Raw genomic sequence first — 25,379 nt, 5'->3', positions numbered from 1 at the left:
CACACGGAGAGAACCCATGAAGAATTGCCCGCGCTCGCCGAGCGTTTTGCGAACGCGACGTTGGATCGCTACAGCGGTCGTTGCGTTGGTCTCGATCACCGCGCATGCGCAGAACGCCATCGAGGCCGTCACGAGCACCGCGAGGGCCGGCGTGGAACTGGTGCGCATCGACTTCACGCAGCCGCTCGCCGCGCTGCCCACCGGCTTCGTCGTGCAGGAACCGGCCCGCATCGCGCTGGACTTTCCGGGCGTGACCAACGCGGTCGGCCGCTCGGCCATCGAATTCAACACCGGCAACCTGCGCACCGCCAATGTCGTGCAGGCCGGCGAGCGCTCGCGCGTCGTGCTGAACCTGCAGCGCGCGGCGACCTACGAGGCGCAGATCCAGGGGCGCTCGCTGCTGGTCTCGCTGCAGTCCGGCACGGGTCAGCCGACGAAGACGCCGGCCAACGCCGAGTTCGCCGAAGGCCGGGAACGCCGGGTGACGCCGCTGCAGGACATCGACTTCCGCCGCGGCAGCGATGGCGCCGGCCGCGTGCTCATCGCCATGGGCAACAGCCAGCTCGGCGTGGACGTGCGGCGCCAGGGCGCGACGCTGGTCGCCGAGTTCATGCGGGCGTCGCTGCCGGAGGGGTTGCGAAGGCGCCTGGACGTATCCGACTTCGGCACGGCCGTCGACACGGTGAGCGCGCAGCAGCTGGGCGACCGCGTGCGCCTCGCGATCACCGCGCACGGCGACTGGGAGCAGAGCGCCTACCAGGCGGACGACCAGTTCGTCATCGAGGTGCGCCCGCGCAAGACCGATCCGGCCAGGCTCACGCAGGGCACGGGCTACAGCGGCGAGAAGCTCACGCTCAACTTCCAGAACGTGGACGTGCGCGCGCTGCTGCAGGTGATCGCGGACTTCACCGGCTTCAACGTGGTGACCTCGGACTCCGTCTCGGGCGCCCTCACGCTGCGGCTGAAGGACGTGCCGTGGGACCAGGCGCTCGAAGTCATCCTGCAGGCGAAGAACCTGGGGCTGCGCAAGAACGGCAGCATTCTCTGGATCGCGCCGAAGGACGAGATCAACGCCAAGGAAAAGACCGAGCTGGAGGCGCAGGCCACCGTCGAGAACCTGGTGGCGCTGCGCACGCAGTCGTTCCAGCTGAACTACGCCAAGGCGGCCACGGTGGTGCAGAGCCTGACGGGCACCGGAAGCGGCGGCGGCGGTGGCGGTGGCGGCGCGGCGGCCACGCGCCTCCTGAGCACGCGCGGCAGCGCCATCGCCGAGGTGCGCACGAACCAGCTCTTCGTCACCGACACGCCCGTGCGCCTGGCGGAAGTGAGCGAGCTCATCCGCAAGCTCGACGTGCCGGTGCGCCAGGTGCTGATCGAGGCGCGCATCGTCGAGGCCTCGGACACCTTCGGCAAGTCGCTGGGCGTGAAGCTGGGCGGCGGCGTCACCGGCAAGAACGCCTCCTTCGGCACCAGCCCCACGGGCACCGGCAACGCCTTCACCGCGTTCACCAACAGCAACTTCGTGAACCTGCCGGCCGGCGATGCGGGCGGCACGGGCAACAGCGCGGGGGCGTTCTCGCTGTCGCTGTTCAACTCGAGCTTCACGCGCATGCTGAACCTGGAGATCTCGGCGCTGGAGGCCGAGGGCAAGGGGCGGCTGGTGTCGAGCCCGCGCGTGGTGACGGCGGATCAGACCAAGGCGCTGATCGAACAGGGCGAGGAGATTCCCTACCAGCAGGCCACCTCCAGCGGCGCGACGTCGATCTCGTTTCGCAAGGCCGTGCTCAAGCTGGAGGTCACGCCGCAGATCACGCCCGAGGGCAACATCATCCTCACGCTCGATGTGAGCAAGGACGCGCGCGGCGTCAACACCTCGGCCGGGCCGGCGATCAACACCAAGCATGTGCAAACCGAGGTGCTGATCGACAACGGCGGCACGGTGGTGATCGGCGGCATCTTCGAGCTGACCGAAACCAACGACGAATCGCGCGTGCCCGTGCTGGGCGAGGTGCCCTACCTGGGTGCGCTGTTCCGCTCGCGCGAGCGTGTAGTGAACAAGGTGGAGATGCTGGTGTTCATCACACCGAAGATGATCGGGCGCACGGGTTCTTGACCCACGCGATGCCCTGACACGGTGCGCCGGCGGCCGCCCCGTTCCGGGGCCATGTGGCATGGAGCGTGCTTAGACCGTGCATGCCCGCCTCCAGCCCGCCCTCCGCCCGGCAATGAACGCCGTCGCCCCGCTTCCGCCCGCCGCGGTCGAGATCGTCGCGCTCAGCAAGCGCTACGCCCCCGGCACGCCGGCCGCCGTCGACGCGATCGACCTGCGCATCGCCAGCGGCAGCTACTGCTGCCTGCTGGGCCCCTCGGGCTGCGGCAAGAGCACCACGCTGCGCATGATCGCGGGCCACGAGTCGGTCACCAGCGGCGACATCCTCCTGGACAACCGCAACATCACCAACCTGCCCGCGGCCGCGCGCGGCACGGCGATGATGTTCCAGAGCTTCGCGCTGTTCCCGCACCTCTCGGCCACCGACAACGTGGCCTTCAGCCTCAAGATGAAAGGCGTCGGCAAGGCCGAGCGCCAGAAGCGTGCGCGCGACCTGCTGGCGCGCGTGGCGATGGGCCACCTGGCCGAGCGCAAACCGGGCGAGCTCTCCGGCGGCCAGCAGCAACGCGTGGCGCTGGCGCGCGCGCTCATCACCGAGCCGCGCGTGCTGCTGCTGGACGAGCCGCTCTCGGCGCTCGACCCGTTCCTGCGCATCCAGATGCGCGCGGAGCTGCGGCGCTGGCAGAAGGAGCTGGGGCTGACCTTCGTGCACGTCACGCACTCGCAGGAAGAAGCCATGGCGTTGGCCGACACGATGGTGGTGATGAACCACGGCGTGATCGAGCAGGTCGGCTCGCCGCACGAGATCTACAACCACCCCGCCAACGAGTTCGTCGCGCGCTTCATGGGCGGGCACAACGTGATCGACACGCCCGCCGGGCCGATCGCGGTGCGCAACGACCACATGCGGATCGCCCCGGGCCCCGACGCCAACGGGCTGGCCGCCGCGGTCACCGACGTCGAATACCAGGGCACCTACGTGCTGCTCGGCCTGGCGCTGGAAGCCGCCGCGCCGGAGCGCCGGAACGTCTCGGTGCTGCTGGGCGAAGCCGCCTTTCTCGCGAGCCCCTATGCACAGGGCGAGACGGTTCACCTGTCGTGGGCCGAGGCCGATGCGCGCGCGCTCGCCGTGGCCCCCTGATCTTTTCCTTTCCCTTTCGTCCGCCTCTTTTTTTCACGGAGACACTGCCATGACCGATCCCATCGACTCCTCCACTGGCGTCAAGCGCCGCACCTTGCTGCAAGGCACCGCCGGCATCCTGGCCACGGGCATCGCGCCCTTCGTGCATGCACAGGAAAAGGTCGTGCTGCGCTACCTGGGCACCGCGGTGAACCAGGACAAGGCCATCGCCGAGAAGTTCAAGGCCGACACCGGCATCGAGATCCAGTACGTGGCCGTGACCACCGACGACGTGACCAAGCGCGCCGTGACCGCGCCCAACAGCTTCGACCTGATCGACACCGAGTTCTTCTCGCTCAAGAAGATCGTGCCCACCGGCAACCTGAAGGGCATCGACACCAAGCGTGTGAAGAACGCCGGCAAGATCACCTCGCTCTTCACCAAGGGCGAAGTGGGCGGCAAGAAGGTCGGCGACCAGGGCACGGCGCCCATCAAGGTGATCTACCTCGAAGGCGAGAAGAGCAAGGCCTTCGCCAAGTCGCCGACGCAGTTCATGTCGTTGATTCCGACCACCTACAACGCCGACACGCTGGGCATTCGCCCCGACCTCATCAAGCGCCCGATCGGCTCGTGGGCCGAACTGCTGAACCCGGAGTTCAAGGGCAAGGCCGCGATCCTGAACATTCCCTCGATCGGCATCATGGACGCCGCGATGGTGGTGGAGGCCAAGGGCATCCACAAGTACGCCGACAAGGGCAACATGACCAAGGCCGAGATCGACCTGACGATCAAGACCCTGATCGAAGCCAAGAAGGCCGGCCAGTTCCGCGCGCTGTGGAAGGACTTCAACGAATCCGTCAACCTCATGGCCTCGGGCGAGGTGGTGATCCAGTCGATGTGGTCGCCTGCCGTCACCGCCGTGCGCGGCAAGGGCATCGACTGCACCTTCCAGCCCCTGAAGGAAGGCTATCGCGCGTGGGCCTCGGGCTTCGGCCTTCCGGCCACGCTCTCGGGCAAGAAGCTCGATGGCGCGTATGAATTCATCAACTGGTTCCTGGACGGCTGGGCCGGCGCGTACCTCAACCGCCAGGGCTACTACAGCGCCGTGCTGGACACCGCCAAGACCAAGATGGAAGCCTACGAGTGGGCCTACTGGATGGAAGGCAAGCCCGCCGCGCAGGACATCAAGAGCCCGCAGGGCGACGTGATCGCCAAGGCCGGCGCGCTGCGCGACGGCGGCAGCTACGAGCAGCGCATGGGCGGCATCGCGTGCTGGAACGCCGTGATGGACGAGAACGAGTACATGGTGCGCAAGTGGAACGAGTTCGTCGCGGCCTGACCGCCCTCCTGATCCTGTGAGCGCTCCCGCCACCCGCGCCGCCGCCGCCGACCCGCTCCACACCGTGAAGGCGTGGTGGCAGGCGGCGCCGTTCGCGCTGGTGTTCCTGCTGTTCTTCCTGGTTCCGCTGGCGCTGGTCGCGATGGTGAGCCTCTGGAATTTCAACGAGTACGAGCTGATCCCCGCGGTCACGCTGCGCAACTACCTGAGCCTGTTCGAGGGGTGCTCGCACCTCACCGACAACGGCGACCTGTGCGTCACGCTCAACACGTACCTGAGCACCTTCAAGTTCTGCGTGCTGGTGTGGGGCATCACGCTGCTGGTCGGTTTTTCGGTGGCGTACTTCCTGGCCTTTCACGTGCGCTCCTCCACCGTGCAGACGGTGCTGTTCGTGCTGTGCACCGTGCCCTTCTGGACATCGAACGTGATCCGCATGATCTCGTGGGTGCCGCTGCTGGGGCGCAACGGGCTGGTCAACCAGGCGCTGATGGGCGCGGGCTTCGTGAGCCAGCCGGTCGAGTGGCTGCTGTTCTCCGATTTCTCGGTGGTGCTGGCCTTCGTGCACCTCTACACGATGTTCATGATCGTGCCGATCTTCAACAGCATGATGCGCATCGACCGGTCGCTGCTCGAAGCGGCCAGCGACGCGGGCGCCTCGGGCTGGCAGACGCTGTGGAACGTGGTGGTGCCGCTGTCGCGCACGGGCATCCTGATCGGCTCGATCTTCGTCATCACCATCGTGATGGGCGACTTCGTGACCATCGGCGTGATGGGCGGCCAGCAGATCGCCTCGATCGGCAAGATCATCCAGGTGCAGACCTCGTACCTGCAGTTTCCGCTGGCCGCGGCCAACGCGATGATCTTGCTGGCGGTGGTGCTGATGATCATCTGGGGGCTGACCCGGCTGGTCGATATTCGCAAGGAGCTTTGAAGTGCTCCTGTGCGCCAACGTTCGAATCGTGCGGGGTCATCCAGGGCGCGATCCCGCCGACGGGGTACCTTGCTCCGCGAATGTCCCCCGCCCTTCGGGCTCCTCCTTGATTTCGCTGCGCAAGGCACCCCATCGGCGTGCTCGTTTTTCAGAACAGTCGTTGATTGCCGCACACCCGCCGCGTGCCCAGGTGCGCAGGGCATCGGGTGCTTCCCGCAGCGAAATCAAGGAGGAGGCCGCAGGCCGGGGGACATTCGCGGAGGGAAGTACCCGGTGGCCTGTGCACACGCCCCGAAAGACCCCATGACCCCACCCATCAGAGAACAACGCGCCCCCGGCTTCTGGCCCCTGGCGATCGTGTTCGCCCTCTTCGTGCTGTTCCTCTACGGCCCGATGATCACGATCTTCGTGCTGAGCTTCCAGGGCCCCGAGGGCGGGCTGACCTTTCCGCTGCGGGGCGTGTCGCTGCACTGGTTCTACAAACTCGCCGAAGGGCTGGGCACCGTCGACATCGGCGCGGCCTTCCGGCGCTCGCTCGCGCTGGGTGCGGTCGTGATGGCCTTTACCGTGGTTCTGTCGGTGCTGGCCGGGCTCGCGTTCCGCAAGAAGCTCAAGGGTGGCAATGCGCTGTTCTTCGTCACGGTGGCCAGCCTCATCATGCCGTCGATCATCATTTCGCTGGGCATCGGCCTGCAGTTCCGGCTGCTCGATACGGGCATCAAGGGCGTGCTCACGGCCATGGACGCCACCACGCTGCTCGAAGGGTACGGCACGGCGCTCGGCCTCTTCAGTTCGGCCCTGGGCGCGCACCTGACGTGGACCCTGCCCTTCGGGCTCTTGATCATGTTCGCGGTGTTCAACCGCTTCAACCCGGCCTACGAAGAGGCCGCGCGCGACCTGGGCGCGACGCCCTGGCAGGCCTTTCGCCATGTCGTGCTGCCGCTGATCGGCCCCTCGATCGTGGGCATCGGCATGTTCGGCTTCACGCTCTCGTGGGACGAAATCGCCCGCACCTCGCAGGCGATCGGCGACGTCAACACGCTGCCGCTCGAACTGCAGGGGCTGACCTCGACGGTCACCACGCCCTCGATCTATGCGCTGGGGACGGTGACCACCGTCGTTTCGCTGCTGGTCATGGCCGTGGCGCTGGGCGCGGCGGCGCTGTTGCGGCGGCGGGCCGTTCGGCCTATGTGAGATTTTTCCTACGCCGCCTAAAATCGCGCTCCAACAAAGCACAAGCGATAGAGAGAGAGGCGGACATGCTCGACAAATTGAACGATTTCACGGGGAGCCACGGCCAACTGCAGCGCGGCCGCGGCCTCGTCACCGGAACCATCGCCCTGAGCCTGGGCATCCTGTGTTTCCTGGGCGTGCTGGCCTTTCACTTTCCGCAGTACCTCACCACGCCCGAGCTGCGCAAGAGCTACAACGTCGACGTGATGCGCTACATCCTGCTCGCGGCGCTGGTCGTCTCGGGCGGGCTCTCGCTGGTCAACATCATCTTCAACCGCTCGCGCTGGCTCTCGTCGGCCGCGTTCCTGCTGGTGGTGGCCTCGGCGCTGCTCGGCGGGCACAAGGTGCCCGTGCACGACTTTGCGGACAACACGCCCTACATCGGGCTGGACTGGTTCATCCTGGACCTCCTGGGTTCGTCGCTGATCTTCATCTTCATCGAGAAGCTGTTCGCGCTGCGCAAAGACCAGCCGGTGTTCCGCGAAGAGTGGCAAACCGACTTCCACCACTTCGTGGTGAACCACATGATCGTGGGCTTCGTGCTGCTGGCCACCAACCTCATGGTGCACAAGCTCTTCGGCTGGGCCGCCAACGACGGCATCCGCGGCTGGGTGGGCAACCTGCCGTTCTGGGCGGGCATCCTGCTGATCATTCTGGTGGCCGACCTCGTGCAGTACTGGACGCACCGCGCGTACCACGAGGTGCCCGTGCTCTGGCGCCTGCACGCGGTGCACCACAGCGTGAAAAGCATGGACTGGATGGCCGGCTCGCGCCAGCACATCCTGGAGTTGCTGATCACGCGCACGCTGGTGCTCGCGCCGATCTACGTGCTGGGCTTCAGCAAGGAAGTGATCGACGCGTACATCGTGGTGGTCGGCTTCCAGGCGGTGTTCAACCACTGCAACGTGAGCGTGCGCCTGGGGCCGCTGCGCTACATCATCGTGACGCCCAACTTCCACCACTGGCACCACAGCCAGGACATCGAGGCGCTGGACAAGAACTACGCGGCGCACTACGCCTTCCTCGACTACCTCTTCGGCACCGCAGTCAAGAGCACCAAGCTCTGGCCCGAGAAGTACGGCGTGCTGGGCGACTACGTGCCCAACGGCTTCTTCAAGCAGTTGAAGTTTCCGTTCGTCTGGAAGGGATGATGCGCGCCGCTCTTCGTGCCGCCGCGCTCGTGGCCGCGGCGGGTGCCGCGCTGCTGCTTTCGGCCTGCGCCACCCGGCTGGACATGCCCTCCAAGGACAACGGCCTGCGCCTGCGGGTGCAGAGCTCGGTCATCGCGCCGGGCAACGGCGGCGAGCTCATCACGGCCAAGGCCCTCGCGCCGGGCGACATCCTCCTGACCTCGATCGCCACGGTCAATTCCTTCGGCATCCGGCTGGGCACCTTCTCGCCGGTGAGCCATGCGGTGCTGTACCTGGGCGACGGGCTGATCGCCGAAGCCGTGGGCACCGGCGTGCGCGCGCGGCCGCTGGCCGACGTGGTGGCCGAAGAACAGATGGTGGTGGCCTTTCGCGTCCCGGGCCTGGACGACGCGGGCGTCGCGAAGCTGCGCGCCTGGGCCAATTCGCAGGTCGGCACGCGCTACAACACCGCCGGCGTGCTGCTGAACGCACCTTTCGTGCTGAACCGGCGCCTCTGCGAGCTGCCGCTGATCCCGGCCTCGGTGAGCAACTTCTGCATCAGCGGCATGGCCATGGTGCAGCTGGGCGCGAGCCGCGACGACCAGTTCTTCTGCTCGCAGTTCGTGCTGGAGGCCTACCGCCAGGCAGGACTGCCGATCACCGCGGCCGATCCGCGCTGGGTGAGCCCGGCCGACCTGCTGCACATGCGCGAGGGCGACGTGCCCTCCATCGCCGCGACGCAGCCGCTGCGCTACGTCGGGCACCTGAAGTACAACGCGCCGCCGATCCTGGCGGCCGATGGGCCCTGACCGTCTTGAGCGCTCCTTTCCAGTTCGATGTGGTCGTGGTTGGCGCCGGTGCGGCCGGGCTGTTTTGCGCCGGGGTGGCGGGCCAGCGCGGGCTCAAGGTGCTGCTGGTGGACCACAGCGAAAAAGTCGGCGAGAAGATCCGCATCTCGGGCGGCGGGCGGGCCAATTTCACCAATCGCGACCTGGACGTGCGCGCCCCGCAGCGCCACTTCATCGGCGACAACCCGAATTTCTGCCGCTCGGCGCTGTCGCGCTATGCGCCGCAGCAGTTCATCGAGCTGGTGCAGAAGCACGGCATCGCGTTCCACGAGAAGCACAAAGGGCAGCTGTTCTGCGACGGCTCCTCGCAGCAGATCGTGGACATGCTGCTGGCGGAATGCGAGGCCGGCGGGGTGACGCGGTGGCAGCCCTGCAAGCTGGGGAACATTGCTTTTTCTCCGGCAACCGCTGATGCAGCGGGCGCCGGAAGCTATCGAATCGATAGCGATCGTGGCGTGATCGAGACGCCGAAGCTGGTGATCGCGACCGGCGGCCTGTCGATCCCCCAGATCGGCGCCAGCGACTTCGGGTATCGCCTCGCCGAGCAGTTCGGCCTGCGCATGGTCACGCCCCGCCCGGCCCTCGTGCCGCTGACTTTCGGCGGCGAAGGCTGGGCGCCGTATGCCGAACTGGCCGGGCTGGCGCTGCCGGTGCGGATCGAGACGGGGGCGAAGAAAGAAAAGATGGCTTTTCTCGAAGACCTGCTCTTCACACACCGCGGCCTTTCGGGCCCGGCGGTGCTGCAGATCTCGAGCTACTGGAAGCCGGGCGCCCCGCTCACCATCGATTTCGCCCCCGGCACCGATGTGGCCGAGGCGCTGGGCGAGGCCAAGCTGCGGTCGAAGAAACGCATCGCCAACGAGCTGGCCACGCTGGTGCCCTCCCGGCTGGCCGACGCCTGGGTCGGGCAGGACCCGGCCCTGCAGCGGCCCGTGAACGAAGCGGCCGACAAGGCGCTGGCGGCGCTGTCCGAGCGCATTGCCCGCTGGCAGATCACCCCGAGCGGCACCGAGGGCTACAAGAAGGCCGAAGTCACCGCCGGCGGCGTCGACACGCGCGATCTGTCGTCCCAGACCATGGAATCGAAGCAGCCGGGCCTGTATTTCATCGGCGAAGTAGTCGATGTGACAGGTTGGTTGGGCGGATACAACTTCCAATGGGCTTGGGCGAGCGCCCACGCGTGCGCAACAGCCCTCTGAAGCGAGAAGGAGAAGATCCCTTCCAGAACACCGCGGAACCGGCTTTGCCGGGCCGCCAGTGTTGCCCCCGGCGAGGGGGAAGGAGGAGCGACACGAAGTGCGCGCAGCCTGGGGGAGTGCTATAATCGCGGGCTAACTTTTGGCCTTCCCTCAACGGCCACCAAAGATTTCAGTTGAGGAACCCCGGCTTTGGGCCTCGATCTCCCCGAGCCAACTTCAGTTCAACGATTCATCAATGACCACCATCCGCGTTAAAGAAAACGAGCCCTTCGACGTCGCTCTGCGTCGCTTCAAGCGCACCATCGAAAAGCTCGGCCTGCTGACCGACCTGCGCGCCCGCGAGTTCTACGAAAAGCCGACCGCCGAGCGCAAGCGCAAGAAGGCAGCCGCCGTCAAGCGCCACTACAAGCGCGTGCGCAGCATGCAGCTGCCCAAGAAGCTGTACTAAGCAACACCTGCGGGCAGCCGGCCCTCGACGAAAGTCACCGCCCGCGCCCCGTTGCCTCAGCCGCGCCAGGGAAACCTGCCGCGGCTTTTGTTTTTTCCGAAAGGTTGACGAATGACACTCAAAGAACAGATCACCGAAGACATGAAGACGGCGATGCGCGCCAAGGACTCCGAGCGCCTGGGCACCATCCGCCTCCTGCTCGCGGCCCTGAAGCAAAAGGAAGTCGACGAGCGCGTGGAGCTGGACGACGCCATGGTCGTGGCCATCGTCGACAAGATGGTCAAGCAGCGCAAGGACTCGATCGCCGCGTTCACCACCGGCGGCCGCACCGACCTCGCCGACAAGGAAGCCGCCGAGATCAAGGTGCTGGAGGTCTACCTCCCCCAGCGCATGAGCGCCGATGAAACCGTGGCCGCCGTGAAAGCCATCGTGGCCGAGCTGGGCGCCAGCGGCCCCGGCGACATGGGCAAGGTGATGGGCGTGGTCAAGACCCGCCTGGCCGGCAAGGCCGACATGGGCCAGGTCAGCGCAGCGGTCAAGGCCGCCTTGACGGGCGCCTGATGAGCGACAGCAGCGCCAGCCCTTCCGATCCGATCCTCAAGGCCTGCGCCTGCCTGGTCGACGCGCGGGGCCGGCTGCTGGTGTTCCGCCACCCCGGCGACGGCAACACGCAACTGCCCAAGGGCACCATCGAGCCCGGCGAATCGCCCGAAGTGGCGGTACGGCGCGAACTGCTCGAGGAATCGGGCATCGACTTCACCGGCGCGCTGCAATCGCTCGGCACGCTGGACCGCGAATGCGAAGCCGGCGTCGAGGGCAACACGCACCGCCATCCGCAGCTGTGGCACCTGTTCCTGATGCGCGCCGAGGCGCCGCTGCCCGAGACCTTCGCGCACATGGCCACCGGCAGCCCCGAGGAAGAGGGCCTCGTGTTCTCCTTCCGCTGGCTGAACCCGGACGATCCGCTCGAGGACTTCGCCCTGCCCTACCGCCAGACCATCGAGCGCGTGCGCGCCGCGCTGCTGTCCGTCGCCTGAGGCACTTCAGGCCATGGCGCGAGCCGCCATGTACGTCCCCAGCAGCGCCAGCCCGGCCAGGAAGCAGCGCTTGAACACCGCCACCGGCAGCTTCTGCCGCAGCCACGTCCCGATCACCATGCCGACGATCGCCGGCACCAGCATCGCGACCGACCCACCCACCGCCGCCATCGGATAGCCGCCGTTGCCCGCCAAGCCGATGCCCAGCACGATGGTCGAGGTGGTGAACGAAATCCCCATTGCCTGGATCAGCGAATCGCGCTGGAACCCCAGCGCCTGCAGATAGGGCACGGCCGGCACCGCGAACACGCCGGTCACCGCCGTCACCAGCCCGGTCGCCACGCCCACCAGCGGCCCCAGCCACCACTCTTGCGCCGCAGGCGCGTGCAACTGCCGCCCGGTGAGCCCCCAGAGCGCATAGGCCACCAGCGCCACGCCGAGCGCCACCGACGCCCACGCGCCCCCCGGCGCGCCGAGCCACACCGCCCCGCCCAGCGTGCCCACCACGATCCCCGCCTGCATGCCGCCGATGCGCCGCAGCACCGCGCCGAAGCTCGCGCGCGGCCCGGTCTGCCAGATGTTCGTGACGAGCGAGGGCACGATGAGCAGCGCTGCGGCCCGCACCGGTGGCATCCACAGCGCGAGCAGCGCCATCGACACGGTCGGCAGCCCCAGCCCGATCACGCCCTTGATCACCCCGGCCAGGAGAAATACGGCAGCGGCCGCAGCCCAGTGGCCCGCTGTCAGTTCGTTGGAAAAAATCGTCATCGCCGCCGAGTCTGCCGGCCAGTCGTGCCGCTGAAAATGCGGCATTCGCGCACCCAGCCTCAGGCACAGGCTGAGGCTCCCGTGCTACCTTGCGGCCCACCATGCGATTCGACCTCACGGACCTCCGGCTCTTCATCCACGTCGTCGAGGCCGGCAGCCTTACCGCGGGCGCCGAGCGCTCGCACATGACGCTCGCCTCGGCCAGCCAGCGCGTGCGCGGCATGGAAGACGCGCTCGGCAGCCCTCTTCTCACCCGCCACGCGCAGGGCGTGCGCCCCACCGAGGCCGGCCGCACGCTGCTGCACCATGCGCGCGTCGTGCTGCAGCAGATGGAGCGGCTGCGCGGCGAGCTCGGCGAATACGGCCAGGGCTTGAAGGGCCACGTGCGCTTCATGTGCGGCACCTCGGCGCTCACCGAGCACCTGCCCGAGGTGCTCAGCCGCTTTCTCGCGCAGCACCCGCGCATTTCGGTCGACCTGGAGGAGCGCCCGAGCCCCGACACCGTCGATGCGCTGCGGGCGGGCCTCTGCGACATCGGCATCGTTTCCGACGCAATCGATTCCGAGGGCCTCGAATGCCATCCCTTTCGCCGCGACGACCTCGTGCTCGTGATGCCGCGCGGCCATGCGCTGGCCGCGCGCCGGCGCGTGCATCTGGCCGAAGTGGTCGACGATGAATTCGTGGGCCTGCCCGCCGACACCGCGCTGCAGCAACTGCTGACCGGCCACGTCCGCGCCCTCGGCAAGCACCTGGCCTACCGCGTGCGCGTGCGCAACTTCGAGGCGGTGTGCCGCATGGTCGAGTACGGCATCGGCGTGGGCATCGTGCCGCAGACCGCGGCCGAGCGCTGCGCCCGCTCGATGAAGATCGCGCGCGCCTCGCTCGCCGATGCCTGGGCCGAGCGCACGCTGATGGCCTGCGTGCGCTCGTCGGAAGACCTGCCGATCAACGCGCGGCGCATGCTCGAGCACCTCATCGCGCCGCCCGAAGAAGCTACCAAGAAGAAAACGCGGAAGTGACCGGCCGCCCCTGCCGCGCACGCGCTGCGACGAACGCGTCGAAGGCCTCGCTGCTGGTCTTGCGCGGCACGTAGCCGAAGCGCTCCTTCAGCGCCGTGTTGAGCAGCACCGGCCGGTAGCGCAGGAAGTCGAGCTGCTCCGGGCCGTAGCGGCTGACACCCAACGCAGAACCCACCGCGAGCGCCGCCTTGAGCACACCCGCCGGCCAGTCGGTCGCCCGCTTGCGCAGGCGCGATGCGATCTCGTGGATGGTGAGCGCGCCATCGCCCGCGAGGTTGTAGCAACCGGGCGGCGCATCGCCCAATGCATGCGCGATGGCGCCCGTCACGTCCTCGTCCCACACGAACACGAACGGACTCGCGCTGCCACGGATGGCGATCAGCCGCTTCTTCTCGAACAGCGCGGTGATCTGGTTGTCGACCCGCTCGCCGAGGATGGTGCCGATGCGCAGCACCGTCTGTGCGAGCGCGGGGTGCATCGCGCGGTAGTCCGCGAGCATCTCCTCCACCTGCCGCTTGTGGTCGGCATACGCGAACACCGGGTTGCCCCGCAGCGGCTGCGATTCGGACATCCACGCCGGGTTGTCCGCGTGGTACCCGTAGGCCGCGCCGCTGGACGACACCACGATGTGCCGCACGCCCTGCGCCACGCAGGCTTCGAGCACGTTGCGCGTGCCGCCCACATCGACCGAATGCTCGAAGGCGCGGTTCGAGTCCTTGCCCGGCGTGACGATGGAGGCGAGATGCACGACCGTGTCGATCGCGTATTCGGCGAGCGTGCCGGCAATGCCCGCATCGCGCACGTCCTGCTGCCGATAGACCACGCCCGGCAGCCGACGCTCCGCAGGCACCTCGCGCACGTCGAGCGACACGAGCGCTTCAGGAGATTTCCCCACCAGCGCAGCCAGCACGCCGCGCCCCAGAAACCCATCGCCGCCCGTCACGAGCACGCGGCGCGCACTCATGGCGTCGCGGGCTTGCGCCCCCACCAGCTCGCGAGCGCGAGGCCCGCGATGATGTCCCAGAAGCCCCACACGCCGGCCACCACCGCCATGCCGCCGAGGCCGCCGAAGAAACTGAAGATCAGCACCAGCCCAAGCCCCGCGTTGCGGATGCCCACCTCGATCGACACCGCGCGCCGGTCGTAATCGCCCAGCCCCGAGAGCCGCGCGCAGAGATACCCCGTGCCGAAGGCCAGCGCATCGTGGATCGCCACCGCCAGCAGCACCAGCCCCACGTAGTCCAGAAAGTAGCGCCAGTTGCCCGCGATGGCGCCGACGATGAACGCGATCAGCGCAAGAAAGCTCAGGATGCGCGCCGGCTTCTTGATGCGCGCCGTGAGCCGCGGCAATTGATGCGCGCAGGCCACGCCCAGCACGAACGGAATGCCGATGATCATCACGATGTGCCCCAGCATGTCGAGCGGATCGAGCGCAATCGTCTTGAGCAGCGCCGAGGCCGTCGGATGCAGCCCGCCCCAGAACGCGAAGTTCAGCGGCATGACGACGATGGAGAGCGCATTCGAGATCGCCGTCATCGACACCGACAGCGCCACATTGCCGCCCGCGCGGTGCGTGAGGATCTGCGAGATGTTCCCCGGCGGACAGCACGCCACCAGGATCATGCCCAGCGCGATGCTCGGCCCCGGCTTCAGGATGAGCGTGAGCGCGAAGGTCACGGCCGGCAGCACGATGAACTGCGCGCCGATACCCACCGCCATCGCGCCCGGCATGCGCGCGACGCGCTTGAAGTCGTCGATGCGTGTGTCCAGCGCAATGCCGAACATCAAAAAGCCCAGCACCATGTTCAGCAGCACCAGCGAGGCGGGGTTGAAGTGAAGGCGGATTTCGTCGACGGGCAGCATGAGAGTGGTGACCTCGTTCAGCGCGGATCGGCCAGCGCCGCCGAGGCGCTGCGCACCGCCGCGCGGTAGGTGTCCTTGTGCACGTAGTACGCCATGCGCTCGAGCTGCAGGTACTTGTAGCCGCCCGAGAGATCGGGCGCGGGCCCCTGCACCGCCGCGCGCAACGCCTCGGCCTTGGGCGAGCCGACCGCCTTCGCGCGGAAATAGCGCGCCAGCAACTCGGCCTGCTCATAGCGCCCCTGCCAGCCGATGCCGCTCGCCTCGATCATCCCGAGCACCCCGATATTCTCGAAGCGCGGCGAGAAGATGTTGAGGTACAGCCGCGGCGCCATGCCCTCCCAGTTGAGCAGCCCGCGGTCGATGAACGGGTAGTGCAGCGCATAACCGGTGGCCGACAGGATGAGGTCGTAGTCGCGCGCACTGCCGTCCTTGAAATGCACCGTGTGCCCCTCGAGCCGCGCGATGTCGCCGCGCACGCCGATGTCGCCGTGCCCCACGTGGTGCAGCACCAGCGAATTCACGATCGGGTGCGACTCGTACATCCGGTAGTCGGGCTTCGGAAACCCGAAGCGCACCGGATCGCCGGTGAACCACTTGAGCACCGTCGCATCGACCCGCTGCTTGAGCCACGGCGGCAGCGGCCGCTTGCCGCCGAGCGTGTCGGCGGGTTTGCCGAAGACGTACTTCGGCACGAAGTAATAGCCGCGCCGCACCGAGATGTCCACGCTCCTGGCGTAGTGCACCGCATCGACCGCGATGTCGCAGCCCGAGTTGCCCGCGCCGACGATCAGCACGCGCTTGTCCTTGAAAAGCTCGGGGTGCTTGTAGTCGCTGGTGTGCAGCAGCTCGCCATCGAAGTGCCCGTCGAAGCGCGGGCGCTTGGGCTCGGCGAGCGTGCCGTTGGCAATGACCACGCCCTTGTATTCGGCCGTCTCGCCGGCGCCGCCGCCGGTATCGACGGTCACGCGCCAGCGCGTGTCGGGCGCTTCGCTCACCGGCTCCACGCGCAGCACGCGCGTGTTGAAGCGAAAGTGCTCCCGCAGCCCGAAGCGGTCGGCGAAGTCGCTGAAGTAGCGGCGCAACTCGCGGTGGCTCGGGTAGTCGGCCACGGTGTCGGCCATCGGGAACTCGGCGAATTCGGTGGTGCGCTTGCTGGAGATCAGGTGTGCCGAGTGATAGACCGTGGAGCGCGGGTTTTCGATGTCCCAGAGGCCACCCACGTCGCTGTGCGCCTCGAAGCCCTGGAAGGGAACGCCGTGCTTCTGCAGGTTGCGCGCCCCTGCAAGGCCGGATGGGCCGGCGCCGATGAGCGCGATCTTCTCGTGGGTGGGGACGTTGTCTGCCATCAGTGCGGTGGATGTTTGTCTGAGACGCCGGAAAGACCGGGAATGGCGGTGGCACCCGCCTCGCCCACGCGCGGCTTGCGCGGCTGCCCGCGCAGCACGCGGTCGTGCAGCTTCTCGGGCAGCAGGTTCAAGAGCTTCGAGAGCCAGCCGATGCGGCGCGGCAGCACGATCTGTTCGCGCCCTGCACGCACGCCGGCAAGCAGCTGATGCGCGGCCTCGTCGGCTTCGAGCAAACCCGGCATCGCGAAGCGGTTGCCCGCCGTCAGCGCAGTGCGGATGTAGCCGGGGCTCACGGTGTGCACCGTGATGCCCGTCTCGCGCAACTCGGCACGCAGACTTTCGAGATAACGGATCAGCCCCGCCTTGCTCGCGCAGTACGCGCCGTTGCCCGGCATGCCGCGCCATCCCGCGATGCTGGCCACGCCGACCAATGCGCCACGCTGCTGCGCACGCATCGGCTTCACGAACGGCTGGAAGGTGGTCGCCGCGCCGAGCAGGTTGATCTCCAGCATGCGGCGCAATACCTCAAGGTCATCGGCCTCCGCAGTGTCGAAGCCACCCGCCACGCCCGCATTGGCGATCACGAGGTCCGGCACGCCGGCCCTGGCCATCCAGTCGATGGCCATGGACTGCATCGCGGCGCTGTCCGACACATCGGGCGTGTAGGCCGCGCAGCGCCCAGGTGCCAGCGCAAGCAGCGCTTCCAGCTTCGCGACGTCGAGACCGACCAGTGCCACCTGCGCGCCACCGTCGATCAACTCGCGCGCCAGTGCCTGGCCCAGGCCTCCACAGGCTCCGGTGAGGACGACGTTGCGAAACGAAAATGGCATATGCGATGAGGCGGCGAGTGGCAAAACGCAGCCACTTTAGCCGCGCACCCGCGCCGCACTCCCCGGCGTTTTCCCTCGCAGCGTCGCTCAGACCGGCGCTGTCGCCGGAAACTCGATCTGTATCTTCACATCGCTCGCCCTCCCCGCCGCCGCCTCCTCGAAGGCCTGGATGCCATCCTCGAACGCAAAGGTGCGCGAGATGAACGGCTTCACGTTCACCTGCCCCGAAGCGATCAACGCGAGCGCGCGCGGAAAGATGTTGGCGTAGCGGAACACCGACTCGATGCGCAACTCCTTCGCCTGGATCGCGACGATGTCGAACGCGACCTTGGCGGGCGGGCAGCCCACGATCACGACGCAGCCGCCGGGGCATGGCAACTCGAAGATGCCCTCGTAGGCGCGCGTGCTGCCGCTGGCTTCGAAGACGACGTTCGCGCCCCAGCCGTCGGTCAGCGTCTTCACGGTGTCTGCGAGGTTCGCATCGTGCACATTCACCGTCGTCACGGCCGGGTTGTTGGCGAAGAGCGCCAGCTTCTCGGGCACGAGGTCCGCGAGGATCACGCGGGCCGCGCCGCCGGCCAGCGCCGCGAGCGCGGTCATCGCGCCGATGGTGCCCGCGCCGATGACGACCGCGACGTCGCCGGGCTTCAGCGCGGCCTTCTTCGCGGCCTGCAGGCCGATGGCCAGCGGCTCGACGATCGCGCCTTCGCCGAAGCTCACGTTGTCGGGCATGCGGAAGGTGAACGCGGCCGGATGCACCACGAACGGCGTGAGGCAGCCGTGGATCGGCGGCGTGGCCCAGAAGCGCACGGCGGGGTCCAGGTTGTAGATGCCTTCGCGGGTGGCGCGCGAATCCATCTCGGGAATGCCGGGCTCCATGCACACGCGGTCGCCGGGCTTGAGGTGCGTGACTTCGGCGCCCACCTCGGCGACCACGCCGGAGGCTTCGTGGCCGAGGATCATCGGCTCGTTGACCACGTAGGGGCCGATGCCGCCGTGCTGGTAGTAGTGGACATCGCTGCCGCACACGCCCACGGTGTGCATGCGGATCTTCACGTCGCGTGGCCCCATGTTCAGGGGAACGTCGACGTCGCGCAGCGTGAGTTCGTGCGCCTTTTCCAGGACCAGTGCTTTCATTTCGATCTTTCGCTCAAGGGTGTTTGTGTGTGTATTGGGGTTCAGTGAAAAGGGGTGCCGGCGTGCAACAGCGAGGCGCCGGTGTCGATGTCGAACAGGTGCACCTGCTGCGGGTCGGCGACGAAGCGCACGCGGTCGTGCATGCGTGGGCTCCGGGCCGATGGCATGAGCGCGGAGATTTCGCCGCCGTCTTGACCGCCGCTCTGGGCGAAGCTCACCAGCACTTCGTTGCCGAGGTATTCGATGAGCTGGACCTCGCCGGAAAAGCCGCCGTCGCGGCCCTCGTTCGTGTCCACCTGCAGATGAGCGGGCCGGATGCCCAGCGTCACGCGCGCGCGGCCACCGAGCGCGAAGCGCCGCGGATCGACATGCACCGTGCCGAAGGGGCCGCGCAGCACGACATGCCCGTCGGCGGGCGGTTCGACCCACATGTCGAGCAGGTTCATCGGCGGCGTGCCGATGAAGCCGGCCACGAAGGCCGAGCGCGGGCGCTCGAAGATCTCCCTGGGCGAGCCGACCTGCTCGATGCGCCCGTCGCGCAGCAGCACGATGCGGTCGGCCAGCGTCATCGCCTCGTGCTGGTCGTGCGTGACGTAGACGGTGGTCGTCTTGAGCGCCTGGTGCAGCTTGGCGATCTCGATGCGCATGTGGTTGCGCAGCTTGGCATCGAGGTTGGAGAGCGGCTCGTCGAAGAGAAACACCTTGGGTGTCTTGATCATCGCGCGCGCGATCGCCACGCGCTGCTGCTGGCCGCCCGAGAGCTCAGCGGGCTTGCGCTGCAGGTAACGCTCCAGGCCCAGCGTGTCCGACACCTCCTTGATGCGGCTGTCGATCTCGGCCTTGGGCACCTTCAGGCGTTTGAGGCCAAAGGCGATGTTGTCGCGCACCGTCATGTGCGGATAGAGCGCGTAGTTCTGGAACACCATGGCGATGCCGCGCTCCTGCGGCGGCAGGTCGTTGACGCGCCGGCCGGCGATGTGCAGGTCGCCGCCGCTGATGTCCTCCAGCCCCGCGAGCATGCGCAGGATGGTCGACTTGCCGCAGCCCGAGGGGCCCAGGAACACGACGAACTCGTTGTCGGCCACGTCGAGGTCGAACTCGTGCACGACCTGCGTTTCCCCGTAGCGCTTGATGATGTGGTGACAGCTGATGGCGGACATTTTTTGATCTTTGGAAAGAGGAACGACGCGGCTCATGCAGCCTCCCGTTTGCGCTTGAACGCGGCGTTGAGAAAACCGCTGAGCACGCCCACCATCAAGAGCGGCGGCACCGACAGCAGGATGACCGACGCATTCAGGATGCCCCAGGGCACATCGCGCCCGAGCTGGCTGAGTTCGGAGGCGATAATGGGCAGCGTCTTCGCATCCGAGGTGGTGAGCATCAGCGCGATGAGGAACTCGTTCCACACCAGCACGAAGCCGAAGGCGATGGCGCCGATGAGCGAGCGCGCGGCGATCGGCAGCGACACGCGAAAGAAGATCGCGTAGGGCCCGTAGCCATCGACGCGGCCCGCCTCTTCCACTTCTTTCGGCACCGCCTTGAACGCCGGAATGGCGAGCCAGATGACGGTGGAGAGCGTGAGCAGCGTGTAGGTCACGATGAGCGCGAAGCGCGTGTCGTACAACTCCAGCTGCAGCCAGATGACCATGAGCGGAATGGCCACCGCCACCGGCGGCAGGAAGCGCATCGACAGCACGAAGAACTGGATGTCGTCGGCCCAGCGCAGCGGATAGCGCGCGAGCGCATACGCGGCCGGCAGGCCCAGCACCGCGCCGATGACCACCGCCGCGCCGACCACGACGATCGAGTTGACCAGCCCCTGCGCCACCGCCTCGCGGCCGAGCACGTAGGCGTAGTTTTCCAGCGTGGGCGTGAAGATGAACTTCGGCACCGCCGAGACGATGTCCACCCGGTTCTTGAACGAGTTGATGAAGGTCCAGAGCACGGGCACCAGCGCGGAGAGCCCGGCGCCGATGAGCACCAGCCGCGCGAGCAGCGTGCCGACAGAGAAAGACGGCTTCTTCATCACGAGGGCCTCGTCCATTTCCAGATGTAGGTGAAGGCCACGGTCGATGCGACCATCATCAGCACCGCCATGCTCGAGGCGTAGGAGATGCGCCCCGACTCGATGAAGCCCTGCGAGAAGGCGTACATGTCCAGCGTCTCGGTGGAAATTCCGGGGCCGCCGCGCGTCATCACGTAGATGAGGTCGAAGGCCCGCAGCGACTCGACCATCTTCACGAAGGCCAGGCTGATGAGCGGCGCCTTGAGCATCGGCAGCGCGACGTAGGTGTAGACCTCCCAGGTCTTCGCATGGTCCATGCGCGCGGCCTCGAAGGGCTGGGGCGGCAGCGTCTCCAGCAGCTTGAGCACGATGACCGCGAAGAAGAGGCCCCACTGCCACACATCGACGAAGGCCACGGTGAGCAGCGCCGTCAGCGGATTGGCCAGCAGGTCCAGCGGCTCGCCCGTGATCGCCTTGTACGGGTACGTCAGCAGGCCGAACAGCGGATGGAACGCGAACTTCCAGACGAAGGCGGCCGACACGCGCGGCAGCAGCACCGGCACGATGAACAGCATCGACAGCACGTTGCGCCAGCGCGGTGAGGTGTTCTGGAACAGCAGCACGCCCAAGAGCACCGCGACGCCCATCGTGGCGCTGACCGTGAGCACCTCCCAGATGAGCGAGACCCGCACCGAGTTGAGAAAACGCCGGTCGGAGAACAGCTGCACGTAGTTCGAGAACCAGACCCAGCCGGCATCGGCCTGGCCGAGCTCGCGGTCCTGCAGCGAGATGCCGATCGCGAAGAGCGTCGGCACCAGCGCGAGGACCGCCAGCACCAGGAGGCCCGGGCCGATGAAGACGACCGGCAGCCTCGTCTTGTTGTTGCTTCGCGTCGGCTTCACTTCTTGCGCCGTGCGATCAGCTGCTTGGCGTAGGCGTCGAGTTCGTCGAGGCCGCCCTGGATGTCGGTGCGCGAGCCGGTGATGAGCTCTTCGAGAATGATCCCCCAGCGGTCGCCCAGGTCCGGCCACGCCGCGTCCTGCCAGAAGTTGACCGCGGTGAGCTTGCCGGTGTCGGCCAGCGCCTTGCCCAGATCGGCGCCGTAGCGCTTGGCGAACTCGGGGCTGGACAACACGCTGGTGCGGTTGAGTTCGCCGAACTGCCCTTCGGCCAGGCGCCGCTGCTCCTGCTTCTTGGAGGTGGCCCAGGCGACGAAGAGGCCCGCGCACTTCTTCGCCTCTTCGGTCTTGTTGGCCTTGGTGCCGATGGCCAGGCCATGGCCGTAGCCGCCGCCGGTGAGCGGCGCGGGCGGCGACAGGTAGGCGATCTTGCCGATGACGGTGGACATCTTCGGGTCGAGCGCGTTGCCCGCGAGCGGCGTCGATTCGACCAGCATCGCGACCTTGCCCGCGAGGAAGGCGCCGGTGGCCTCGTCCCAGCCGCCGGTCTTGGTGCCGGGCGCGGAGTACTTGAAGAGCTCCAGATAAGTCTGCGTGGCCTTCACCGCGGCGGGCGAGTTGAAGACCGGCTTGTCGCCCTCGAACCACTGGCCGCCCAGGCCGCGGAAGAACGGCATCCAGCGCCACACGTTGGCGCCCGAGCCGCGCTGCCCGCGCAGGGCGACGCCGTAGATGCCGTTGGCCGGGTCGTTCAACTTCTTGGCGGCCGCGACGAATTCGTCGAGCGTGGTGGGCGGCTTCACGCCGGCCTTCTCCAGCAGGTCCTTGCGGTAGACCAGGAGGTCGCCGCCGCCGGTGAGCGGCGCGAACCACGCCTCGCCCGCGAAGGTCGCGACCTTCTGGCGGCCGGGGTCGAAGTCGGCGTAGTCGTAGTCGGCCGGGTAGTACTTGGCGAGCGGCACGATCCATTTGGATTGCGCGAACAGCGGCACGTTGGCCTCGTCGACGTAGTACACGTTGTACTTGCCGACGGTGGAGGCGTCGGCCCGCGTCTTGGTGCGGCGGTCGTTCTCGTTGAGGTTGTCGATGGTGAACGAGGCGCCGCTCAGGGCCTTGAACTCGTCCTTGTACTTTTCCAGCAAGGTGAGGCCGTCGCGCGGTTGCGAAAGCACGCGCACATCGTCCTTGCAGGCCTGCTGGGCCTGCACATTGCCGGCCATGGCCAGTGCCGCCAGCAACAGCGCGCCGGCGGTGGCGCGGCGAGTGAATCGGTTCGTCATCGTTCGTCTCCTTGTGCTTGTGTGTGAGAGGAACGAAGCGTATGCAGGCCCCGCCGCGCGCTGCGTACACGCGCGCTGGCGGACTGGTATTTCCATGACCAGCGGACTTGGGGTTTAGCCGGGGGTGCGCGAGATAGTCGCTTTTATTTCATTGCAACGCCTAGGTTTGCAGGCAAAAAACGCGCATGAAGAAATAGCTCGAATTCGACTACTTCCCCTGTATCGACGCTGCATGCGTTCCCCGATGTAATCCACGCGGCCAATCGCCGAGGTCACAAGTTTCGGCCGGCCGGTATGTGTTGATCCCTTACATCACCTTTTGTGGAATGCCTATGAAAACCAGAATCAAAGTTGTCGTTGCCGCGGTGTTGGCGTTGGCGGGGCATGGCGCCTTCGCCGCGGATGCGGAGGCGGACAGGAAGGCGGCAGTCGACCGCGCGCTGGCGCTGATCCAGAGCAATCCGGCGAGCTTCAGCGTGGCGAAACCGGCACCGGCGCCAGCTCGCCGGTCGGCGGATTCGCAGGGCTTTGCGAGCAGCGCGGCACCACCCACGCAGGGCGATGAGTTCAAGCCGCGCGATGTGATCGTGGACAAGGATGGGACCGAGCATGTGCGCTTCGATCGCTTTCACCAGGGGCTGCATGTGATCGGCGGTGATGTGGTGGTGCACTCCAAGCAAGGCCAGCTGGCAACGCCCAGCCTGACGTTGCGCAACGCGATCCAGCTGCGCGCAACGCTGGCCAAGGTCGATGGGCGAACGGTCATCCAGAATGCGCCGGACATCGGCTTTGATCGTGCGAAGCGCATTGCGAGCGAAGAGTTCGGCAACGGCGCGATGCGCTCCGAGGCGCCCTATCTCGTGGTCTTCGCTCGCGACGAGACGCCGGTGCTGGCCTATGAGGTCCGGGTGTTCGGAAGGCCCGCTGCGAACCACGGAGCCTCCGTCGTCTACTACGTGGACGCGAGCGAGGGCATCGTCCTGGATTCGCAGGACATCAACAAGAGAATCGCAGCCAATGGCATCGGGGAATCGCTCTACTACGGCGACCTGCAGATCACCACGGACCAGACGGGTGTCAACAGCTATCGAATGGTCGACCCGACCCGCGGCAATGGCGCGGTGCTCGATGGGCGCGGTCTGCTGTCGAACGATCTGGGGGATGCACCCGATCTCGTGCCGTTCACGAGCACCAACAACAGGTGGGGCGACAACACGACGAACGACCGCAAAACCGTGGCCGCCGATATCAGCTACGGCGTCGCAAAGACCTGGGACTATTTCAAGGATGTCCACGGTCGCAACGGCATCTTCAATGACGGCACGGGTGTGAAGAGCTACGCGCACGTGATTTTTTATGCCGACGAGTTCAGAAACACAACTGGCGCGAATGCCCAATGGCATCCCGAAGGTGCGATGGCTTACGGTGACGGACAGCCGGGCTCCTCCCTACCCAGACCCGTCGTCACCATTGACGTCGCGGGCCACGAGATGGCGCACGGGGTAACGCAACACACGGCACGGCTCGAGTACTCGCGCGACGCTGGCGGGCTGAACGAGTCGACGTCCGACATTTTCGGAACGCTCGTGAAGTACTACGCCAACAATCCGGTCGCTCCGGGGAATTACGTCGTCGGCGACAAGGTCATCGATGGCGGCCTGCGCAAGATGTACAAGCAGGATCTCGACGGGCGCTCTTTCGTCTGCTATCTCAACCGTGAATTCAAGGGTGCGACGAAGGAGGAGAGGGCGATGCACGACCCGCACCTCACCTCAGGCGTGGGCAACCGCTTCTTCTACCTTCTGGCCGAAGGTTCGGTAGCGCCATCGACGGATAAAAAGTTGGACAAGAGCGAGCTGGTGTGCAACGGCGACACGAAGCTCGCAGGCATCGGCCGCGACAAGGCCGGCAAGATCTGGTACCGCACCCTGACGGTGTACCTGAACTCCAACTCGACATACCCGAACGCCCGCGCCGCATCGATTCAAGCGGCCGCCGACCTCTACGGCACCAACTCCGTCGAGACGGCCGCCGTTGCTCGCGCCTGGAGCGCCGTCCTGGTGAATTGACCGGCCTGCGCTGAAGGCCCCCCGACTGGCTCGCGACAAGCGCCGCCAGTCGGGCATCATCCGGGCCAGAATCGGTGCCACCGATTCATCCATCCGCATTCGCACGCTGCACGCAGGTGCCATGCACACGGCCCTGACGATGCAACGCTCGACTCCTCGCCGGTACGTGACCTGCGCCCTTCTCGCGGTGCTGCTTCTTCCATCCGCGGGCCATGCGGAAATCTACAAGTGGGTCGATGTGCAGGGCCAGACGCATTACTCCGAGCGCAAGGCCGATGCGGGCAACGCCAGGACCGTGGAAGTCAAGCCAGCCCCCGCACCACCACCGCAAGCCTCCGCGCCGCAGGAAGACTGGCGCGCGTGGAGCCGGGCCGCACCGCCATCGCAGACAGCGACGGGCGGACCGCCCTACGGGCCGCCCGCAGCAAGGCCCAGGTCCGTCTCGGGTGGCAGAGAGAACGGCACCGACGCCTCGCGGTGCACCCTCGCCAGGGATGTGCTCGACGGCACCCTGCGGCACAGCAACGGCAAACCCATCGATCAGTACGACCGCGACGTGGCGCAGAACGACATCAAGTCCTTCTGCAAGTGATCGCTCCGGCGCCGCGGCGCCGATGACAGAACGAACAACCGGTTCTGCTCGAAATCCCGGGCGTTGGAATGAACGGCACCCCCACTTCGCCTTGCCCCTATCGGTTGCAATGTAAAACCAGATAACTAGAATCCGCCCGGTCTTCTTTTGAAACCAGATGCCGTTCCCGCTTCATC

General features: G+C 66.9%; 24 protein-coding genes. 14 read left to right on the top strand and 10 right to left on the bottom strand.

Going from position 1 to position 25,379, the window contains the following annotated elements:
- The first annotated feature begins 16 nt into the window (after nucleotides 1-16).
- The 11 genes from pilQ (at nucleotide 17) to ACZYRS_RS12600 (ending at nucleotide 11,395) form a co-directional block, all read left to right on the top strand.
- Nucleotides 17-2,113 (top strand): type IV pilus secretin PilQ, encoded by a 2,097-nt coding sequence (gene pilQ / locus ACZYRS_RS12650; RefSeq protein ID WP_463419551.1) that lies wholly within the window; start codon nucleotides 17-19, stop codon nucleotides 2,111-2,113.
- 112 nt (nucleotides 2,114-2,225) lie between these two features.
- Entirely contained in the window at nucleotides 2,226-3,251 is a 1,026-nt protein-coding gene (locus ACZYRS_RS12645; protein ID WP_463419550.1) for an ABC transporter ATP-binding protein, read from the top strand.
- A gap of 49 nt (nucleotides 3,252-3,300) precedes the next feature.
- Nucleotides 3,301-4,569, top strand: coding sequence for an ABC transporter substrate-binding protein (locus tag ACZYRS_RS12640; RefSeq protein ID WP_463419549.1), 1,269 nt, complete (start codon nucleotides 3,301-3,303; stop codon nucleotides 4,567-4,569).
- Between the two features lie 16 nt (nucleotides 4,570-4,585).
- Nucleotides 4,586-5,500, top strand: coding sequence for an ABC transporter permease (locus ACZYRS_RS12635; protein ID WP_463419548.1), 915 nt, complete (start codon nucleotides 4,586-4,588; stop codon nucleotides 5,498-5,500).
- Nucleotides 5,501-5,803: 303 nt separating this feature from the next.
- On the top strand, nucleotides 5,804-6,694 hold the full coding sequence (locus ACZYRS_RS12630; protein WP_463419547.1) for an ABC transporter permease: 891 nt from the start codon (nucleotides 5,804-5,806) through the stop codon (nucleotides 6,692-6,694).
- 65 nt (nucleotides 6,695-6,759) lie between these two features.
- Nucleotides 6,760-7,884, top strand: a complete 1,125-nt coding sequence (locus ACZYRS_RS12625) for a sterol desaturase family protein (RefSeq protein WP_463419546.1) — start codon at nucleotides 6,760-6,762, stop codon at nucleotides 7,882-7,884.
- The gene (locus tag ACZYRS_RS12620; protein ID WP_463419545.1) at nucleotides 7,881-8,672 is read left to right on the top strand and encodes a YaeF family permuted papain-like enzyme; all 792 of its coding nucleotides are present in this window, start codon (nucleotides 7,881-7,883) and stop codon (nucleotides 8,670-8,672) included. Before ACZYRS_RS12625 ends, ACZYRS_RS12620 begins: the two co-directional genes overlap by 4 nt.
- A 5-nt stretch (nucleotides 8,673-8,677) precedes the next feature.
- On the top strand, nucleotides 8,678-9,910 hold the full coding sequence (locus ACZYRS_RS12615; protein ID WP_463419544.1) for a BaiN/RdsA family NAD(P)/FAD-dependent oxidoreductase: 1,233 nt from the start codon (nucleotides 8,678-8,680) through the stop codon (nucleotides 9,908-9,910).
- Between the two features lie 235 nt (nucleotides 9,911-10,145).
- On the top strand, nucleotides 10,146-10,358 hold the full coding sequence (rpsU, locus tag ACZYRS_RS12610; protein WP_007833691.1) for a 30S ribosomal protein S21: 213 nt from the start codon (nucleotides 10,146-10,148) through the stop codon (nucleotides 10,356-10,358).
- A gap of 111 nt (nucleotides 10,359-10,469) precedes the next feature.
- Nucleotides 10,470-10,919 carry a GatB/YqeY domain-containing protein gene (locus ACZYRS_RS12605; RefSeq protein ID WP_198784829.1) on the top strand — a complete coding sequence of 150 codons (450 nt, stop codon included), beginning with the start codon at nucleotides 10,470-10,472 and terminating at the stop codon, nucleotides 10,917-10,919.
- The gene (locus tag ACZYRS_RS12600) at nucleotides 10,919-11,395 is read left to right on the top strand and encodes an NUDIX domain-containing protein (protein ID WP_463419543.1); all 477 of its coding nucleotides are present in this window, start codon (nucleotides 10,919-10,921) and stop codon (nucleotides 11,393-11,395) included. Before ACZYRS_RS12605 ends, ACZYRS_RS12600 begins: the two co-directional genes overlap by 1 nt.
- A gap of 6 nt (nucleotides 11,396-11,401) precedes the next feature.
- On the opposite strand, the gene ACZYRS_RS12595 is transcribed toward ACZYRS_RS12600, so the two are convergent.
- Complete coding sequence (locus ACZYRS_RS12595; RefSeq protein ID WP_463419542.1) at nucleotides 11,402-12,163, bottom strand: sulfite exporter TauE/SafE family protein; 762 nt, start codon at nucleotides 12,161-12,163, stop codon at nucleotides 11,402-11,404.
- Nucleotides 12,164-12,264: 101 nt separating this feature from the next.
- On the opposite strand from ACZYRS_RS12595, the gene ACZYRS_RS12590 reads away from it, so the two are divergent.
- A complete protein-coding gene (locus ACZYRS_RS12590; protein WP_463419541.1) occupies nucleotides 12,265-13,182 on the top strand; it encodes a LysR family transcriptional regulator in 918 nt (305 codons plus the stop codon).
- Here ACZYRS_RS12590 and ACZYRS_RS12585 read toward each other — a convergent pair.
- The 9 genes from ACZYRS_RS12585 to ACZYRS_RS12545 all read right to left on the bottom strand — a co-directional run bounded on the left by ACZYRS_RS12585 (nucleotide 13,157) and on the right by ACZYRS_RS12545 (nucleotide 22,542).
- Nucleotides 13,157-14,146 carry an SDR family oxidoreductase gene (locus ACZYRS_RS12585; protein ID WP_463419540.1) on the bottom strand — a complete coding sequence of 330 codons (990 nt, stop codon included), beginning with the start codon at nucleotides 14,144-14,146 and terminating at the stop codon, nucleotides 13,157-13,159. The genes ACZYRS_RS12590 and ACZYRS_RS12585 overlap by 26 nt on opposite strands.
- Nucleotides 14,143-15,045: a bile acid:sodium symporter family protein gene (locus ACZYRS_RS12580; protein ID WP_463419539.1), complete on the bottom strand. Its 903-nt coding sequence runs from the start codon at nucleotides 15,043-15,045 to the stop codon at nucleotides 14,143-14,145. Before ACZYRS_RS12580 ends, ACZYRS_RS12585 begins: the two co-directional genes overlap by 4 nt.
- Before the next feature lie 17 nt (nucleotides 15,046-15,062).
- A complete protein-coding gene (locus ACZYRS_RS12575; RefSeq protein ID WP_463419538.1) occupies nucleotides 15,063-16,391 on the bottom strand; it encodes a flavin-containing monooxygenase in 1,329 nt (442 codons plus the stop codon).
- Nucleotides 16,391-17,221: an SDR family oxidoreductase gene (locus ACZYRS_RS12570; RefSeq protein WP_463419537.1), complete on the bottom strand. Its 831-nt coding sequence runs from the start codon at nucleotides 17,219-17,221 to the stop codon at nucleotides 16,391-16,393. The genes ACZYRS_RS12575 and ACZYRS_RS12570 overlap by 1 nt, the downstream gene beginning before the upstream one ends.
- A gap of 87 nt (nucleotides 17,222-17,308) precedes the next feature.
- The gene (locus ACZYRS_RS12565; protein WP_463419536.1) at nucleotides 17,309-18,358 is read right to left on the bottom strand and encodes an NAD(P)-dependent alcohol dehydrogenase; all 1,050 of its coding nucleotides are present in this window, start codon (nucleotides 18,356-18,358) and stop codon (nucleotides 17,309-17,311) included.
- A gap of 41 nt (nucleotides 18,359-18,399) precedes the next feature.
- Nucleotides 18,400-19,518 (bottom strand): ABC transporter ATP-binding protein, encoded by a 1,119-nt coding sequence (locus tag ACZYRS_RS12560; protein WP_463419535.1) that lies wholly within the window; start codon nucleotides 19,516-19,518, stop codon nucleotides 18,400-18,402.
- Between the two features lie 32 nt (nucleotides 19,519-19,550).
- Entirely contained in the window at nucleotides 19,551-20,402 is an 852-nt protein-coding gene (locus tag ACZYRS_RS12555; RefSeq protein ID WP_463419534.1) for a carbohydrate ABC transporter permease, read from the bottom strand.
- On the bottom strand, nucleotides 20,384-21,265 hold the full coding sequence (locus tag ACZYRS_RS12550) for a carbohydrate ABC transporter permease (RefSeq protein WP_463419533.1): 882 nt from the start codon (nucleotides 21,263-21,265) through the stop codon (nucleotides 20,384-20,386). The genes ACZYRS_RS12555 and ACZYRS_RS12550 overlap by 19 nt, the downstream gene beginning before the upstream one ends.
- The gene (locus ACZYRS_RS12545) at nucleotides 21,262-22,542 is read right to left on the bottom strand and encodes an ABC transporter substrate-binding protein (protein ID WP_463419532.1); all 1,281 of its coding nucleotides are present in this window, start codon (nucleotides 22,540-22,542) and stop codon (nucleotides 21,262-21,264) included. The genes ACZYRS_RS12550 and ACZYRS_RS12545 overlap by 4 nt, the downstream gene beginning before the upstream one ends.
- A gap of 332 nt (nucleotides 22,543-22,874) precedes the next feature.
- Between ACZYRS_RS12545 and ACZYRS_RS12540 the strand changes: the two genes are divergently transcribed.
- Nucleotides 22,875-24,611, top strand: a complete 1,737-nt coding sequence (locus ACZYRS_RS12540; protein WP_463419531.1) for a M4 family metallopeptidase — start codon at nucleotides 22,875-22,877, stop codon at nucleotides 24,609-24,611.
- Nucleotides 24,612-24,750: 139 nt separating this feature from the next.
- Complete coding sequence (locus tag ACZYRS_RS12535; RefSeq protein ID WP_463419530.1) at nucleotides 24,751-25,203, top strand: DUF4124 domain-containing protein; 453 nt, start codon at nucleotides 24,751-24,753, stop codon at nucleotides 25,201-25,203.
- Nucleotides 25,204-25,379 lie beyond the last annotated feature (176 nt).

Source organism: Variovorax sp. AC194 (assembly GCF_979257995.1).
The sequence above is the reverse complement of the archived record's forward strand: the minus strand, read 5'-3'. Positions and strand labels throughout refer to the sequence as shown.